Source organism: Brevibacillus formosus (genome assembly GCF_003013405.1).
GTDB classification, from domain to species: domain Bacteria; phylum Bacillota; class Bacilli; order Brevibacillales; family Brevibacillaceae; genus Brevibacillus; species Brevibacillus formosus.
The window spans coordinates 190,219-206,946 of sequence record NZ_PXZL01000013.1 but is presented as its reverse complement, the minus strand read 5'-3'; the positions used below and the strand labels follow the sequence as shown (position 1 = coordinate 206,946).

The 16,728-nt window shown below is 45.4% G+C and carries 16 protein-coding genes; 4 read left to right on the top strand and 12 right to left on the bottom strand.

Annotated elements, in window-relative coordinates; translation table 11 throughout:
• Positions 1-48 precede the first annotated feature (48 nt).
• A complete protein-coding gene (locus tag C7R91_RS13510; RefSeq protein WP_047068800.1) occupies positions 49-1,944 on the bottom strand; it encodes a hypothetical protein in 1,896 nt (631 codons plus the stop codon).
• A 61-nt stretch (positions 1,945-2,005) separates the two neighbouring features.
• On the opposite strand from C7R91_RS13510, the gene C7R91_RS13505 reads away from it, so the two are divergent.
• The gene (locus C7R91_RS13505) at positions 2,006-2,446 is read left to right on the top strand and encodes a protease complex subunit PrcB family protein (RefSeq protein ID WP_047068799.1); all 441 of its coding nucleotides are present in this window, start codon (positions 2,006-2,008) and stop codon (positions 2,444-2,446) included.
• 88 nt (positions 2,447-2,534) lie between these two features.
• Here the strand turns inward: C7R91_RS13505 and C7R91_RS13500 are convergent, their stop codons facing one another.
• On the bottom strand, positions 2,535-2,954 hold the full coding sequence (locus tag C7R91_RS13500; RefSeq protein ID WP_047068798.1) for a hypothetical protein: 420 nt from the start codon (positions 2,952-2,954) through the stop codon (positions 2,535-2,537).
• A gap of 164 nt (positions 2,955-3,118) precedes the next feature.
• On the opposite strand from C7R91_RS13500, the gene C7R91_RS13495 reads away from it, so the two are divergent.
• Entirely contained in the window at positions 3,119-4,786 is a 1,668-nt protein-coding gene (locus C7R91_RS13495) for a ribonuclease J (RefSeq protein WP_047068797.1), read from the top strand.
• Between the two features lie 65 nt (positions 4,787-4,851).
• Positions 4,852-5,661, top strand: a complete 810-nt coding sequence (locus C7R91_RS13490) for a copper amine oxidase N-terminal domain-containing protein (protein WP_083995027.1) — start codon at positions 4,852-4,854, stop codon at positions 5,659-5,661.
• A 134-nt stretch (positions 5,662-5,795) separates the two neighbouring features.
• On the opposite strand, the gene C7R91_RS13485 is transcribed toward C7R91_RS13490, so the two are convergent.
• From C7R91_RS13485 to C7R91_RS13440, 10 genes are all read right to left on the bottom strand, one after another.
• Positions 5,796-6,365, bottom strand: coding sequence for a manganese catalase family protein (locus tag C7R91_RS13485; protein WP_047068796.1), 570 nt, complete (start codon positions 6,363-6,365; stop codon positions 5,796-5,798).
• Between the two features lie 21 nt (positions 6,366-6,386).
• Positions 6,387-6,659 carry a spore coat protein CotJB gene (locus C7R91_RS13480; RefSeq protein ID WP_047068795.1) on the bottom strand — a complete coding sequence of 91 codons (273 nt, stop codon included), beginning with the start codon at positions 6,657-6,659 and terminating at the stop codon, positions 6,387-6,389.
• Positions 6,656-6,883, bottom strand: a complete 228-nt coding sequence (locus C7R91_RS13475) for a spore coat associated protein CotJA (protein ID WP_047068794.1) — start codon at positions 6,881-6,883, stop codon at positions 6,656-6,658. The genes C7R91_RS13480 and C7R91_RS13475 overlap by 4 nt, the downstream gene beginning before the upstream one ends.
• 159 nt (positions 6,884-7,042) lie before the next feature.
• On the bottom strand, positions 7,043-7,831 hold the full coding sequence (locus tag C7R91_RS13470; RefSeq protein WP_236697824.1) for a cupredoxin domain-containing protein: 789 nt from the start codon (positions 7,829-7,831) through the stop codon (positions 7,043-7,045).
• Between the two features lie 313 nt (positions 7,832-8,144).
• Positions 8,145-8,468, bottom strand: a complete 324-nt coding sequence (locus tag C7R91_RS13465; protein ID WP_047068793.1) for a metal-sensitive transcriptional regulator — start codon at positions 8,466-8,468, stop codon at positions 8,145-8,147.
• Positions 8,469-8,559: 91 nt separating this feature from the next.
• Positions 8,560-9,186 carry an NAD(P)/FAD-dependent oxidoreductase gene (locus C7R91_RS13460; RefSeq protein WP_047068792.1) on the bottom strand — a complete coding sequence of 209 codons (627 nt, stop codon included), beginning with the start codon at positions 9,184-9,186 and terminating at the stop codon, positions 8,560-8,562.
• Between the two features lie 103 nt (positions 9,187-9,289).
• Entirely contained in the window at positions 9,290-9,493 is a 204-nt protein-coding gene (gene copZ / locus C7R91_RS13455; protein WP_047068791.1) for a copper chaperone CopZ, read from the bottom strand.
• Between the two features lie 140 nt (positions 9,494-9,633).
• The gene (locus C7R91_RS13450; RefSeq protein WP_047068790.1) at positions 9,634-12,084 is read right to left on the bottom strand and encodes a bifunctional diguanylate cyclase/phosphodiesterase; all 2,451 of its coding nucleotides are present in this window, start codon (positions 12,082-12,084) and stop codon (positions 9,634-9,636) included.
• A gap of 42 nt (positions 12,085-12,126) precedes the next feature.
• Positions 12,127-14,574, bottom strand: a complete 2,448-nt coding sequence (locus C7R91_RS13445) for a bifunctional diguanylate cyclase/phosphodiesterase (protein ID WP_047068789.1) — start codon at positions 14,572-14,574, stop codon at positions 12,127-12,129.
• 433 nt (positions 14,575-15,007) lie between these two features.
• Positions 15,008-15,718: a thermonuclease family protein gene (locus C7R91_RS13440; RefSeq protein ID WP_047068788.1), complete on the bottom strand. Its 711-nt coding sequence runs from the start codon at positions 15,716-15,718 to the stop codon at positions 15,008-15,010.
• A gap of 137 nt (positions 15,719-15,855) precedes the next feature.
• Between C7R91_RS13440 and C7R91_RS13435 the strand changes: the two genes are divergently transcribed.
• Positions 15,856-16,467, top strand: coding sequence for a hypothetical protein (locus tag C7R91_RS13435; protein ID WP_047068787.1), 612 nt, complete (start codon positions 15,856-15,858; stop codon positions 16,465-16,467).
• The last annotated feature ends 261 nt before the right edge of the window (positions 16,468-16,728 follow it).

Below are 16,728 nucleotides of genomic sequence, written 5' to 3'. Positions count from 1 at the left end.
AAGCCTGAAAACTTTACGTCATTCCTGATTGTATCATGATGCACACCCTTAGTACAGATATTCGGGCACTACAATGCGCACTCGCTCAATGTTGTCGAGACGGTAGCACTGTTTGCCGCCCTGTCCAGCAATCGAAACCATCCAGTACCCCATTTCCAGACGTACTTCTGTCGGTAGCCCTCGCAGCTTTTCTTTTCCGCTTTGCTGGATCTCGACTTCCAGCTTCAGTTCTATGGCCCGCTTAAACAAATCCCGCATGGACTGTGGATGGTACGATTGGAAATGCTTCGTCCACATTTTTGGTAGTGCTGCGATTTGCTCATTTTGCTCAGGGAACGTGTTTTCTATAGCATAACCGTCCCAAGGCCGTTCAATGAGAAGCAAGCCTTTATTCCCCGCTTGACTGTTTTGGAGTGGCTGAAGCTCTCTGCTTGCGCTAGCAACGTGTGACAGCACTTGCGGCTCATAACCAAAGTGACGTAGGAGACGGATTAGTTCTTTTTCCTGCGAGAACGGAATCAAAAACGAAGTCGGTGAAATCACTTGGGTAAGAAATGGGCGAAAGTCAGGAATTTCGCGCCATTCCTCCAGAAATCCAGCATGTGCTGTCCGCACGAGGAAATACGGCTCCATTTGAATCTGCCTGGCTGTTCTCGCCCATTGACTCACCACCTCAATCAAGCTCTCAGGCAACGGATGAACACAGGAGGCACGGAGCTTTTCTATGACTTGCTCTTCCGTCCCACCTTGAGCCAAATACGATTGCAACAGCCTTGCTTGCAATTCACCCCGAATCAATTGCCCATCAAATTGGAGCTGGCAAAATCGGCTGATCTCCCATACATCCAGCAACGGGACAAGAGGAGGGATTGTAATGGCACCTGTGGGGTCCACAAACCAACCTTCCTCCGACGATAATCGCGGCAAACTGCTCCAACGCCAAAAAATCCCTCGCTCTTCGTCCATTCCGAGCTGAATCCATCCTAAGCCTAACAGTAAATGCAGCCATTGTTCCACAATGAGCTCCTCTGCATTGTCAGGCAAATGAAATCCTGATTCTTTTAGCATGCGTAATTGTTCATGGATGGAACACCACTGCTCAACAGGAACCTGCCTCATCAATTGAATGAAAAATTCCCACCAGTCGCCATGCGGCAAAAATTGTTCCATGACGAGTTGGTACATGTCTTCCCAACGTACGAGTGGTTGTTGATGCAGCCATTGCTTCGTTCGATTTAGATCGAGTACGAGTTCTCGCTCTTCTCTATACACCAAGCCCAGTCTGAGTGCAATATCAAGGACAACGGTCAAGGATAAGCCCTCTCTTTGTTCCTGATCGAGTGGCGGAATGATGATTCCTTTTACATGCTCGTCTGTAAGCGAGAGTAGCGGCAGCATTTTTTGCGACATCCTACGATGAATACTTCCTTTTTGCGTAATGGGAATTTGGTTGTCTCGAACAAACAACAAAAGCCCAAAAAGATCCAGCTGTATCCCCCTGCCTGCTGATATATAATAAGGGAGCGTTTTTGAAAGAGAAACATAAGCCTGAGAGGCTTCCGGCAGCATTTGGTTTGTCAACTGCTCGCGAACCTCTTGTGGCATCAAATAGCCAATCTCACTCCACATTTTCCGTACAGTCAAGATCAGTCCAAGCCGCCGCAATTTCGTCAAGCCGACTGACAGATGTCTGTGCTCTTTTTCCGTTTCGCGTTCCCAAGTTCGTTTGCTAAAAAAACCTCTCGTCGCTTTGGTTACGAAAAGCCGGATAACGGTTCGTTCCAGCTCATCTGCCTGTCTCCATACTTGCCCAATAAAAACCGGGTCCAATAATCTCTCTGTTAAATCTTGCTCTTCGGCAATCTGATATCGTTTGGTTTGTTCATGTAGAATCGCTTGTCGCGTTGATTCGGACAGGTATTCCAGCGAATCCTTCACACGCACGCCTGTCACCTCAGTCTGTATGATGTTCGATTCATTATTTTTACCAATTGGAGGGATCTTGATGTTGCATGTATTTCCTAGTTTACTCTTAACAGCAGCCTTGGCCTTAACGGGTACACAAGCCTTGTCACCTCAACATCCTACCGTATCTGAGCCTGTGGCGAAAGAGGTTGTACAAGCAGATGCTACTTACGAGGCTGTTGCTGCTCCATATCCTCCTGCCGTGCAGGAAGCTTTGAAGAAAGTTCGAAAAAATGGCGGACACACCATCGTTCGTGCCAATGGAAAATCCTATGTAGTCGTGGGTGCAGGACAGCGCCCTACAGGAGGATATCGTTTAGTGGCGGACCATGTCAAGCGGACAGGCCCTCATGCCTTTGCCGTACACGTTCGGGTACAAGCACCCGCCCCAGGTTCGATGAAAACCCAAGTTATCAGCTATCCGACTTTGGTGATTGCCCTGCCAGACCAGCAAGCAAAAGTCAGCGTGCATATGCGCTAGTCTATCCATGAAAAAAGCCGACAGTTCGAATGCCACAAGGCGTATCGAAGTCGGCTTTTTTCCTTTTCCCAACAGTTACCCTTGCTTTTCAGGGCTTTACCTCAATGGAAAAGCTCTCTGCAACACCATATGACTCGTGGTTATTATGGGCCAATTCTACCTTGACCTCATGCTTCCCAGCCGGGATATCCTTCATGACATAGCTAGGCTCAAATACTTTGGCGATTTTTTTGCCGTCGAGGTACAGATGAACATGCCCTTCTCCGTGCTTGTTTTCTTTCCCCATGTTTTCGAGGGAAAAAGAGAAGTTCGTAACGGTTAATTTGAGTTGTAAGTCATCTTTCACAAGGGTATGCGTTACAGCAAGTGTCGGCGCTGCGTGATGAGCGTGCGACTCGTCTGCTGCCACTTCGGTTTGCGCTTGTTGGTTCGTATACACAAACCATTCCACACCAGCCGCAATGGCAATCAATAGAAACAAGCGGAAAAGAAATCGTTTGGTTTTCACCGGAGCTGCTCCCTTCCAAAATGAGTCTTACCCCAGTGTGCCCGACTCCTGATTGGTTCATTCATCCATTTTTGCCTCATGATCCCCCCTGCTATCCATACATACTCAGCTTTCCAATAGGCAAAAGTAACCACAAGATGTTTTGGGGAGGTCATTGACTGCGTATGAATACATGGAATGAAACTCTTTCTATTTTTGCTTTAGGAGGAGTATATGAAATCGGCAAAAACATGTACGGGATTCAATATGGAGATGAAATTGTCCTCATCGATTGTGGTTCGAAGTTTCCCGATGAGAGTTATTTAGGAATTGATCTAATCATACCGGACGTTAGTTATCTGCTGGAAAATCAAGAAAAAGTACGCGCCTTGATTGTCACGCATGGGCATGAGGATCACATCGGGGGTATTCCCTATTTTTTGCGACAATTAAACGTCCCTGTTTACGGTACCCGCTTAACGTTAGGTCTTATCGAATTAAAGCTGAAGGAGCATAATTTGCTTCATCAGTCCACCCTCATCTCCATCGATCGTGACTCTACTATTTCATTAGGCTCGCTCACAATCAGCTTTTTTCAGACGAACCATAGCATTCCAGATTGCTTGGGTGTCGTATTTGAGACAAAAGCAGGCTCCATTGTGCATACCGGCGATTTTAAATTTGATTTAACGCCGGTGCATAAGCAATCCCCCGATTTGCACAGAATGGCTGAAATCGGCCAGAAAGGCGTATTGGCTTTGTTGTCGGAAAGTACCAATGCGGAGCGCCCAGGCTTTACTCCATCAGAAAAACACGTAGGCGATCGTCTGCTAGAAGCATTCAGTAAGGCACAGCAGAAAATATTTGTCTCGACGTTCGCTTCCAATGTATACCGTCTCCAACAAGTCATAGATGCCGCAGAAGCGACAAATCGAAAGCTAGCTTTGCTGGGCCGAAGTATGATCAATGTGGTCAAAATCGCATCGGAACAAGGCTATTTACATATACCAGAAGACATGCTGGTAGAAATAGAAGAAGTGAGCGAGCTCGATCCAGCCCGTGTTGCTGTTCTATGCACGGGAAGCCAAGGCGAACCCATGGCTGCTCTCTCTCGATTGTCGACCTCCGGTTATCGACACGTGAAAGTAGAACGCGGCGATACCGTCATTCTCTCTTCTTCCCCTATTCCAGGGAACGAACGAAATGTAGCGCGCATCGTCGACAACCTGTTTATCATGGGTGCCAACGTAATTTATGGCTCCGGGACAGGCATGCATGTATCCGGTCATGGCTTCCAGGAAGAATTGAAGCTCATGCTCACTCTCATGAAGCCAAAATACTTAATCCCCATTCACGGCGAGTATCGGATGCTCCATCAACATCGTCTGTTGGCTGAATCTGTCGGTGTTGATTTCGAGTCCATTTTCATTGTAAATAACGGAGATGTCGTGGATATTCATGACGGTGTGGCTGTGCAGGAAAGAAAAATCCCTGCTGGAAATACGTTGGTGGATGGTTTAGGAATCGGTGATGTAGGGAATGGAATATTACGGGATCGCAAACATCTTTCGGAAGATGGCATCCTCGTGATCGTTGTGACGCGCAGTAAAACCGACGGCAAGATTTTGTCGGGTCCTGACCTTATTTCTCGCGGATTCATCCATGCCCCGGAATCAGAGGGCCTGTTGGAAGAAGCGACTCGCATTGCATCCGAGGTGATCACCAATTTGCAGGAAGCGAATGTGAGTCAGTGGAATCGCTTGAAGCAAGGAATGCGGGAATCGATTGGGAAATTCGTATATGCCAAAACAAAGCGCAGACCCATGATCCTGCCGATTATTATGGATGTGTGAGGGAAAAGCCTTCTTTTACGGAGGGCTTTTCTAGCATGTTATTTTCAATCTTGGGGTGATTTGAAATGGTGAAAATGGTTAGACTTTTAGCGTGCTTTCTTGCAATTTTTTTTATTTTCTTTGCTTCAGTTCCAGTGTCTGAAGGGGCAGAACTCAAGGCAAATGTCATTGTAGATTCAATGATTTATGGAAGATCAGAGGACAACAACACGTTTTTTATTTATGCCCTATTACTTAATCTAGGTGAAGCAACCGCTACAAATTTTAGCTACGCAGGTCTCTCATTTGCGGGCAAAAACGGAATGGACCACTTCTACCCCGAAACTAGCCACACTGTTATCAATTCATCGTTGAAGCTAGAGCCGGGACATTTTGTAGAAGCAAAATTTGAACTGCCCTTAGATTTTATTGATTCTAGGTTTAAAAACATAAATGACATCAGAAAAATTAGTATTTTGATTATCCGCGATAACTCTGCTCCTTATAAAGACGACTCAGCTGTGATTGTGACCGTAAATAATAAAAAGCTTGTGCAACAAACCTTTATTGAAAATGATATCACTTATGTTTCCCTTCGCGAGTTAGCCGACGTTCTTGGTGCTACGATCCTGTGGAATGATCCTACCCAAACGGCAACGCTCATCCTAAGAGATATCATGGATTACGATAGACAAATAGTCATACCGGTTGGCAGTGATCGCTTTATTAATGAAGGTCGTGAAACTACTGTGTCGGGAAAAGCAAAGCTGTACAATAACACCACTCTGGTTGTACCTTTACGAGATATTGTAGAAATGCTGGATTACTATGTTGTTTTTGAACATAAAGGGGGTCAGAAAACCATCATCGTCGTTCCGAATAATCTTTACAGATGAGTAGAGAAAAGCTTTCTTTCCTGAAGGCTTTTCTCAACATAATATTTTCAATCTTGGGGAGTTGTTCCGCCGGCCTTTGAACCACAGCAGCCATAGAAACAAAAAGAGAGCCCACCAGCTCTCTTTTTTAACCTTCAAAATATCTTCTTCGCATCCCGCTCTTCCTTCAAAATCTCTACAGCCTCGCGGAAACGCATAGAGTGAACGACTTCACGCTCCCGCAAAAACTTCAAGCTGTCCTGCAAATCAACATCATCGGTCATGTCGATCAGCCATTGATACGTAGCGCGTGCTTTTTCTTCGGCCGCGATATCCTCATACAAATCCGCGATCGGATCTCCTTTGGCTTGAATATAGGCAGCCGTCCACGGCACACCACTGGCATTGTGGTAAAAGAGCGCCCGGTCATGATTGGCGTAATGGTCACCCAGTCCCGCTTCCTTCAGCTCTTCGACCGTCGCGTCTTTGGTCAGCTTATACACCATCGTGGCAATCATCTCGAGGTGAGCGAATTCTTCCGTAGCGATATCTGTCAACAATCCGACCACTTTATTCGGGATCGTATACCGTTGGTTCATATAGCGTAGAGCGGCTGCCAGCTCTCCATCTGCCCCTCCGTATTGCTCAATCAAATACTTCGCCATTCTCACATCGCACTTACTGACACGAACCGGATACTGAAGTTTCTTTTCATAGATCCACATCGGTTTCGTTATCCCTCTCTTCTAAACTTGCCAAGGCCATGGATCATCATTCCACTGCCACGGATAGCCTGAATAGCTGCGGCCAAGATTTTGCAAGGGCCCATATAACTTCTCATACTCGTTTGCCAAAACCCAGCGTTGTTCCGTTAAATCGTTAAACTGCTGGAGCGCATTCTGATCCGTTGGATGGGTATCTAAGAAAAGATTTAGCTCTACCAGCACAAAGTCGATCGCTTGCAGTTGTTCAAGCAATGCGTAATATTGTTCATCGCCAAATCTATTTTCAGCTGTCATGTGCCTCCCCTCCCTAAATGACTCAGTCTTGGATCATAGGGGCTAAAAAGTGCCGGCCATAGCGTGCCTAATTTCAACGCTTCCATCGGGCTGTATTGCGGCAAGTTCTCCGGCTGAAACGTCATGAACAGCTGAGGTGGCACCTGGTACGTCTTTACCCGAATAGGCGGACAAGGATCGAAGGGACCAACGTACGGAAAGTAGTCGCGTGTTTGCGAATGCAATGCCAATATCCTCCTCCAACTTGCAATGTCTGTTCCTTCATGACTACACTATGCTGCCCACCCAGTAGGCGTGATTGCTACCCCAAAAAGAAAAACCGCTCTCCTCCTAATGGAAAGCGGTTTCCACCTTTTCGTAAGGCATTCGCCTCCCCCTTTGCTTCATCCTGTCACTTGCAAGCGCCCAATCATGCCGTTTTCTTTGTGTCCCGGGATCGTACAATAAAATTCATAGGTTCCTTCCTCCAATGCCTTCCACACTGTTTCAACAGACTCTCCCGGTTTGGCGTGCAAATGAACCACACGCTCAGCCATTGCTCCATGACGATGTTCGCTGCTTGATTCTGAGATCGTAACGATTTTTCCCTGAGACACAATCTCGATATCGTGCTCTACATTGCCATCATTTTGAAAGACGATTTTGATCTCCGTATTTTTTCTCACAGTAATTTGGCTCGGTTTATAGGAAAAGTCGACGGCTGTGAGGTTGATTTCTGTCGCACGATCACCTGCATAAAGAGTCGGGGATGGAAACGGTAATGATTGAAACCAGAAAAAGACGGCAAGCAGCAACACAACAGGAGTAGCTGGATGATGAAAAAAGGAAGACCACTTCGTTTCTATATGATTGAAATCAATCAGCTTGGCTACGAGCAGCATACATACGGTATAGAGCATGACGAAAACAAACAGGAGAGACTCTACCTTTTCACTGGGAACCATTTCTCCCAGCATGGCGCCCATCATCCCGCCCATGACGCCAGATAAAAGTCCTTCTACAATGCTCAGGATCGACAAGGGAACTCCTAGCAGAAAACCAGACAGTCCACCTGCCAGCATTCCCCACATAGTGGATACATAAAGGTCTCCCCTGTAAACATCGCCGAGGATTAACCCTCCGATCAGTCCAATCATCATACTGACAGACATCGTGCCTATCATGCCTTGCATATGATCGATCCCCTGCTTTCGTCGCCATATAAACCATGTGAAGCAAACGTAAGCGAAACCGACGTAGATCAGGACCTGATACACCGCGCTCAAGATACCACCCCCGAGTATATTCCCCACATTGTAAAGTATGTCCTACGCCAACTAATTAGGACAAAACGAACTAGAAAAGGACACCCTCGTTGGATTCCTTCATTCTGCACGTTGGCCAGATTTTGCACCGCCACACTCGACCGCTTCATGCCGCACGCACCTAATAGCAACAACATAGCTATATTTCGCCATTATAAAAAAGCTTCATTTCTGAAGCTTTTTATTTCATCAGCTTATTCATCGTGGTTAACAGCTCGTCAATGACTGCGTTGTCCCCTTCTTGGATGCGTTCAATCACACAGGATTTCATATGTCCTTCCAAAAGGATACGTCCCACTGAATTTAAAGCAGATTGTACCGCAGCAATTTGATTCAAGACATCATCACAATAAGCATCCTTCTCCACCATGCCTTTAATCCCGCGAATCTGTCCCTCAATCCGATTGAGGCGCGCCTGCAAGTTTTGCTTGGTTTTTTCTGAATGATGACTGTTTCGATCAGATGTATGACAAGACTGTACAACGTTCAATTCCGCACTTGACAATGAGATTCCTCCTCTACTCATCCTAGCAAACATACGCTTCGATTATCATCCAAATTTTCAAAACCTGGCAGGTTCCATATTCACTGATCGATCAGGAAGACAGCCCCAATTCTTTTCGGACATTTTCCAATCCATATCGCTCGACAAACTTGAAAAACTTCTCTCTCTTTTTCCCTTGCGTCTGATACAACGTAATGATGCTTTGGACGATGGAGGATAATTGTTCTTCCTTTACCTGCTCGACCAGAAGCTCGGCTGTTTTAGCCTCCATTGTTTTCGATTGGCCTCCGACGTAGATTTCAAAGGTTTCTTTTCGCTTCACTATCCCTATATCTTTTACCAACGGCTCTCCACAGGCATTTGGGCAACCCGTATAACCAACTCTCATCGTAAAAGGAACGGCCATCCCTGCGATCGTATCATTCAAATTTCTCGCTGCCATCAGCCCTTCAATCTCCGCTCCTTTGCAAAAAGAGCAGACAGACAAATTCTTCACAACAGAGCCCGTTTCGTACACGCATAAGCCTTTTTCACGCAAACTTTTTTTCGCATCCTCAGCCTTCTCTTCATTCATCTCAACGATAAGCTGCTGAAAGGTCGAAAGTTCAATTTGTGCATCCGCGCCAACGATTTGACCAATCGCCACCATATCTGCTGGAGCAAACACGGAACCGCCGACACGAATTTCTGGACTTACGGCAAACTGCACACGCTTCATAAGGCATTCCTCCTACAACGCTTAAATTTGAAATATTCGGTCAACCGATAGGCATAAGAAAGGCTGCAATTCTTCAATCACAGCCTTTCCCACACCCTTTGCTTTAAACGACATCGTATCCTTGATCTTCAATGGCCTCTTTCACATTGTCCAGCGAAACAACGGATTCATCAAAAGTCACGCTTACCTGATTGTCAGCAAGGCTTACAGTTGCTTTGCTAACCCCGTCTAGTTTTTGAAGAGCACCTTCTATAGAGATGACGCAGTGATTGCAGGACATTCCTTGTACATTCAAAGTGACGTTCATAATACATCCTCCTTTGTTTTTGGGAAGCTTATCTTGATTACATTTTACGATACCCCTGTAGGGTATGCAATACCCAATTTTATATTTTCTGCTGTAAACATAAAAAAACTCCCCGTCGATAAAAGACAGGGAGTCAATGCTTACGCTTCTTGACTGAGATGCGTCCTTATTGGCATAAAAAACACTTGCTCCACCTCATTCGCGGATAATGGGCGACTGTAATAATACCCTTGAATTTCCTTGCAATGATTTTCTGTCAAAATATCCAACTGATCCTTCGTTTCAATGCCTTCTGCAATCACATCCAATTTGAGATGCTTTGCCATCGAAATGATGGTGGCCACAATGGCTTTATCGTTTTCATTTCGAGACAGGTCTGTTATGAAGGAACGGTCAATCTTTAGCTTATGGATCGGGAACTTTTTCAAATAGCTCAATGAGCTGTAACCGGTTCCAAAATCATCCAAGCTGATTCGCGTTCCGATTTTGTTTAACTCATGCAGGATACTGATCGATACTGCCGGGTCCATCATCATGCTCTCCGTGATTTCCAGTTCCAAAAAGTGCGGGGCGAGCTTGGTTTCCTCGAGGATATTTTTGATGTACTGGACGAGATTCCGTTGGTGGAATTGATGGGAGGACAAGTTGACGGAGACGGGTATCAACGGTCCCCCTCCATCATGCCACTGCTTCATTTGCCTGCACGCTTCGCGAAGCACCCATGTACCGATCTCATAGATCAACCCAGTCTCTTCAGCAATAGGGATAAACACTCCAGGTGAGAGCAACCCTTTGGTCGGATGGTTCCACCTGACGAGCGCCTCCACTCCGATCATGCGATTACTTTCCGAATGAAATTGAGGTTGATAGTACACCATCAGCTCTTTTCGTTCAATTGCTTTTCTAAGATCACGCTCTATTTCAATATTTTCCAGCAATTGGACGTCAAAATCGGGCGTGTAGAACAGATGACCATTTTTCCCCTGTTTTTTCACCTCGTACATGGCCGTATCCGCTTTTTTGAGCAGCGCGACAGCATCCGTTCCGTGGTCTGGGAATATCGCCGTTCCAATACTCGCTGATATGTAAAATTCACTGTCTTTTAGCGAGAATGGCTGTTTCAACGCTTCAATGATCTTATCCGCTAAACTCGCCGCTTCCCTGCGGTCCGCTCCTGTCTCGCAGAGGACGGTAAATTCATCTCCACCCATCCGGGCAATTGTGGCGTGGTACCCTTCCGCACTCTTTGCAATTCTATCGCTGACCCCTTGCAAAAAGATATCGCCGTAGGAGTGACCCAAGGAATCATTGATCATTTTGAAACGATCGATGTCGATAACCATGACGGCAAAGCTCGATGAATCTTGGCTGCTTTTTTCAATGGATTGATGAAGAACTTGATTAAACTTTCTTCGGTTCGGTAAGTCTGTCAGTTCATCGTGATAAGCTAAATACTTGATTTTTTCTTTTACGCGATTCTCTTCGGTAATATCCTTCACAATGATGTGATTCCCCACCACTTCTCCCTCAATCTCAACCGGGACATTGAGTACACTCAGCTCTACGAGATTTCCGTTCGGATGAAGAAGGGTCGTCTCAAAATTATTGCGAATGGGCTGAAAAGACTGGGCAAAAGAATCTTTGGTGATGGCCCTTTTCTCCTCAACAATATGCTTGCCAATTTTCGATACATGTTGATTGATGAATTCTTCCTCCCGCAGTCCACCAATCTTCGTAACAGCTGGGTTCATTTTGATAATACATCCACCTGTATCTAAGGAAATAATGCCGTACTCATTATTTTTATAAAGCGAACGATACCAGCTTTCACTTTCTTGAATGACCGTATCTTTTTGCGAGAGTCGTTTGTTAATAAACAAGCCGAACAGGGTAATGCCCAACAGTAAAAAAGTGGCCAAAACAATGATATAGGCCAATGTCTCCGGCTCAATCTGCGTTCCCATTTCTATTGTCGGCAGTTCCGTTACGTAGAAATGCGCTGCAACCATTCCGGTGTAATGCATACCCGCGATTGCGGCTCCCATGATAAGTGAGCTGCCCAATTTGTATAAATACGCGTATTTCGATTGATCACGGCGAAAGTAAAACAACAGCCAAAGTGCCGCTGCTGAAGCAGTCGCTGCGATGATAATGGATAGAATGACGATCCACATATCGTATGTAATTTCGATAATCATCGCGGCCATACCAACGTAGTGCATCCCGGATATTCCAGCAGCCATAAGAATTCCAGCGATACCTAGCTGTCTCGCATGTAAGTTGCTTTTCGTGACGGTAAACAAGGCTATGCTTGAGACAAAAATGGCAAGAATGACAGATAGGATGACATACTCCATGTCATACAGAACCTTAATAGGGAGGGTAAGTGCCAGCATTCCGACAAAATGCATGGACCATATTCCAAGCCCCATTGTTGTGGCACCAAAAATCAACCAGAGGAGCTGATGCTTCCCTTTACTTGTACTCACTCTGGCTGCCAGATTGAGAGCAGAAAAAGAAGCTGCAACTGCGATTAAATAAGATAGTATCACAAGGAAACTGTCGTACGTCCCATGTATCTGGTGATCCAAGTTCCTTCACCACTTTCCTTTTGTTAATCTCGATGGTTTCACTTAAATCATGCTGCCTGATTCACCATAACGATTTACCTGCAAGTAGGAATCGATTTCTTTCGTGGGCAGCGGTTTACTATAGAAATACCCTTGGACTTCATTACACCTTTGTTCCTTTAGAAAATCAACATGTTCTTGTGTTTCTACACCCTCTGCAATAACAGCTATTTTCATGTTGTGTGCCATATCGATGATCGTTTTAATAATCGCTTGATTCTGTGGATTCAAATTCCGAAGAAAGGATTGGTCGATTTTGAGCCGATCGATCGGAAATTGACTTAGATAGCTCAAAGAACTGTAGCCCGTCCCGAAATCATCGATACTGATGCTTATCCCAAGACCTTTCAAGCGATTCAAAATCCGAATCGTATAGTCTACATTTAGCGCCATGCTTTCCGTGATTTCCAACTCCAAGTATTGCGGAGCTAACCCCGTTTCTTCAAGGATCGAGGTAATCATCTCAATGAGATTGTTTTGCATAAATTGGCGTAAGGATATATTCACCGCAACAGCCAGCTGTGTAAAGCCTGCTTCTTGCCACACTTTTGTCTGTTGGCAAGCTGTTCGCATTACCCATTCCCCAAGCGGTACAATTAAGCCTGTTTCTTCTGCGATCGGGATAAATTGAATGGGTGGAATGAGGCCAAGGTCTGGATGTTCCCAACGAATCAACGCCTCCATGCCAATAATCTGCCCCGTCTGCAAATGAATCTTCGGTTGGTAGTGCAGCGTAAATTGTTTCTCATCCAAGGCTCTTCGCAACTCTCTTTCAAGCTGTAGCTTTTTGGATAAAACCTGATGTAGCTCCTCCGAGAAAAATTGATAATTATTTTTCCCTTGCTCTTTTGCCAAATACATGGCAGCGTCCGCATGCTTCAACAACGCTTCAATATCGTCTCCATCCTCCGGATACATGCTGATGCCGATACTTGGTGTGATGAAGATTTCGATATGGTCTAACGTAATCGATTCGGACATGCTCGTGATGATTCGCTGCGCAATTTCACCGACCTCTTTGTGTGTGACACCTGTGAGAAAGATGGCGAACTCATCTCCGCCTAGTCGTGAAACAGAATCTTCTTTTCGCAGACAACCGATCAGACGATTTGCTACTGCTTGTAAAAGGACATCCCCTATGGAGTGACCCAGCGTATCATTTATGTTTTTAAATCGATCCAAATCGATGAACATGACGCCGATTTTTTCATCTTTATGTTTTGCTTTGAGCATCGCCTCTGCCAGTTTTTCATGAAAAAGCGTTCGATTCGGCAGGTTGGTTAAGGAATCGTAATGGGCCATGTAGCGAATCGTTTCTTCCGCCTTTTTTCTCTCGGTGATGTCAATCATCGAGCCTACCATTTCCACGATCTCTCCGTTTTCCTCAATAGGTGACAACGTTATGTAATAGTCATTCCCGGATAGTTTCAGTTCGAAGGTAACAGACTCACCAGCAAATGCTTTGCGAAAATAGCTTTCCATTTGCTCCGCTACCTCATAAGGAAAGATTTCATACGACGTTTTTCTCAGCATTCTTTCGGACGTTAGCCCAAGCTCTTCCGCAATTTTCCCTTCACACAAGGTATAAGTGATGTTCCCTTTCGGATCTGTCACGATCTTGAACACGCAGTTTTGCAAGTTTTGGACCGTCCTGCGAAAATCGTTCTGCAAGGCTTCTGCCAAAGCTGCCTCTGCTTCAATCCGGTCAGTAATATCCGTACGGATCGAAACATATTGATACGGAACTCCCCGCTCGTCTAGAAATGGCACGATGGTCGTATTCATCCAGTATTCATTGCCGTTTTTGGCGCGATTCTTCACTTCACCCTTCCAGACACGTCCTTGCTTGATCGTTTCCCACATCAATTTAAAAAACGACTTAGAATGATAGCGAGAGTTAATGACCCGATGTGTATTTCCAACTAATTCATCCACTTCATATTTGGAGATTTCACAAAACTTGTCATTTACATAGGTAATGACTCCTTTGTCGTCTGTAATCGCTACAATCGAAGATTCATCCAGTGCATTTTTGATATCGTGCAAGTCCTTCATCGTCTTTGAAAGTGACTCTTCCATCTGCTTTCGTTTCGTGATGTCCGTCCCGATTGCCACGTACTGATAAAGGAATCCACTGTCGTTCATGAACGGAACTAACGTCATGCTAAGCCAATATTCTGAACCGTCCTTTGCCCGATTTTTCATCTCGCCTTTCCATACTTTTCCTCGGCTGATGGTCTCCCATAGCGATTTAAAATAATTTCGCGGATGGAACCCGGAATCCACGATGTTATGGTTCTTTCCGATTAATTCCTCTCTACTAAACTTGGATATTTGACAGAAGTTGTGATTGACGTAGGTGATGATTCCTTTTTCATCTGTTATCGAAATAACAGATGATTCTTCCAATGCAGATAATGCATACTTTACATCTCTGATTTGATTAAACACATGGCACCCCCGCCTGTTCTCGCATTACAATTGAAACTTACGGATGGAATGCTGCAGCTCTTCTGCCATTTCAGCGAGTGTACGGGAAGCGGTTGCAATCTGTTCCATAGAAGCTGTTTGTTCTTGTACAGAAGCAACTACGCTTTGCGTGTTTTCCGCTGCCAGGCTTGAAACATGCGCAATTCCCTCTATAAATAGTTGTTTCCTCCATCGTAATTCTACGATTTATTTCTTCTTTTTGTGAAATATGATCGTTATTTTATAATCCCTTCCTCTTATGTAACGGCATTTTCCATAGGTCTTTTGACCTTTTTTATCATATAACATCGTTCTGTAACATTTCTGAAATTCTTTTCGACAAGGAAAAAGCCCCGACTGCCAAGGCAGACGAGGCTTGCATATCCATTTATGCGGCTCATGTTTCTTTCATGTCTTATCGTTTTGGCGCTCGAAAACCTGCTTGCTGGGCTTCTTCCTCCGTCGCAAACCACATCTCCGGGGTTGTCTGCTCATAGCTAGCAGAGCCAGGAACGTGATAGATTTTCTCGCCTTTGCTGTTGATATTGCCCTTGATGGTCTTTCCTTCTGGCGGTGCAGTGTCTGCTGCAGTATTGTTATTGGACTGTTTTTGGGGCTTGGCTTTTTCCTTAGGAGCCTCTGCTTGCTTCCCTCCTAATGCCCACAATCCGCGATTCTGCTCCCTGGCCTCCCGCTCCGCTGCCAGGAACAGCTCTGCTTGGGCTACATTCGGTGGGATCGTCATAATCCGGGCGTAACCGTCACGAACGAGCTTTTCATTGACAAAGGTGCCGTCTTCCAAATATACGTAAGCAAGCAAACGCTTGTATTTGTCATAGGGCTCGACATCGAACTTCAGCTTAACCTTTTTGCCCGTTAAAAGTTCCTTAGAATAATTGCTCGCTTCTTTCCCATACGGTTCGACTGGATGGTTGGGTTTCACTGTCTCCGGGGTATCTACCCCAATCATACGGACTTTTTCCCCGCTGTCCAGCTCGAATGTATCGCCATCGACCACTCGTTTGATCACAGCATCCATCTCGCCGTTAGCTTCCGGCTGGCCGGACGAACCACATGCCGATAGCAAAAGAGCCAGTGCGAGCAGATATATGGTTACTCGTTTCATAGACTTCCTTCTCCTCTTCTATGTTGCATTGTTTTCCAGCGTAGTGGATTTGCCAACATAGGTCAATAGGAGAGAAAAAGTACAAACGTTCCTGATTTTTGGTAAAATAATGAAAATGGGAAAGGGAGCGATTTTTGATGGGTTGGACTGAATTTCAACTTGTACCAAACCAGTACAACGACGAATGCAAAAAAATCGACGAGCGTATTCTTCAGCTACTTCATGAGCGAAAAGTGCTTGCCAACGGGAAAAGATTAACCCCACCGCAGGAAATCAGACAGGAATGGGCTAAGAAATACGGTATGGATGAAGCTAAGCTTGGCTGGTTTCTGCATACATTAAGTTCTGAAACAAGACCTGTATTCCCTGATGAGTACGGCGAATTGATCGGTGTGCTGCCTATTATGAAAACAACTGTGCTTGATGGTTTTACCTACACATTGACACATGCTATGCAACACAAGAATTTGAGCATCGTTCATGTCGAGATAAAATCGGGAATGACCGAGGATGAGAACATTGGTAGGATACGCCCACATCTCATGCTCGAAATCGCGAGCTCACAGGAGCACCATGTACGCAAAAGCGGAGCGCGCGGCTCTGACCGAGAAATCTCCCTGCAGTTTATGGTCAGCCCTGCCCTCCCCGATCAACTCGATAGTGTTGGCTTCTCCTTGACTCCCTACGCAGCACCCCGGGAACTGCCACCGCTCGAGTATGTTTTGGATAAAGCAGTCCATTTTGAATAACGAAAAAAACGACCTTCACACAAGGTCGTTTTGTCTATACGTCCAGACTTTAGTCACGATCGGCACTAAACAAGAACAACAGGACGACCACGACAATAATAATCCATATAAATTCCTCGTTTTCGCGATCAAACAAACCGTCGAACAGACCCATGGCGGAGTCCTCCTTTCCTTCTCGCTACAGCCTATGCAAAAGGCTAGACGTGTGCCAGTAGTTGGAAGAGCCCAAAAGTGAAATGCGTGTTCAAAAGACGACTTTTT

Bases quoted from the DNA above. Each gene is read 5' to 3' on its own strand.
- C7R91_RS13505 (WP_047068799.1), top strand. From the start codon at position 2,006: ATGTTGCATGTATTTCCTAGTTTACTCTTAACAGCAGCCTTGGCCTTA.
- C7R91_RS13495 (WP_047068797.1), top strand. From the start codon at position 3,119: ATGAATACATGGAATGAAACTCTTTCTATTTTTGCTTTAGGAGGAGTA.
- C7R91_RS13490 (WP_083995027.1), top strand. From the start codon at position 4,852: ATGGTGAAAATGGTTAGACTTTTAGCGTGCTTTCTTGCAATTTTTTTT.
- C7R91_RS13485 (WP_047068796.1), bottom strand. From the start codon at position 6,365: ATGTGGATCTATGAAAAGAAACTTCAGTATCCGGTTCGTGTCAGTAAG.
- C7R91_RS13480 (WP_047068795.1), bottom strand. From the start codon at position 6,659: ATGACAGCTGAAAATAGATTTGGCGATGAACAATATTACGCATTGCTT.
- C7R91_RS13470 (WP_236697824.1), bottom strand. From the start codon at position 7,831: ATGCAAGGCATGATAGGCACGATGTCTGTCAGTATGATGATTGGACTG.
- C7R91_RS13460 (WP_047068792.1), bottom strand. From the start codon at position 9,186: ATGAAGCGTGTGCAGTTTGCCGTAAGTCCAGAAATTCGTGTCGGCGGT.
- copZ (WP_047068791.1), bottom strand. From the start codon at position 9,493: ATGAACGTCACTTTGAATGTACAAGGAATGTCCTGCAATCACTGCGTC.
- C7R91_RS13440 (WP_047068788.1), bottom strand. From the start codon at position 15,718: ATGAAACGAGTAACCATATATCTGCTCGCACTGGCTCTTTTGCTATCG.
- C7R91_RS13435 (WP_047068787.1), top strand. From the start codon at position 15,856: ATGGGTTGGACTGAATTTCAACTTGTACCAAACCAGTACAACGACGAA.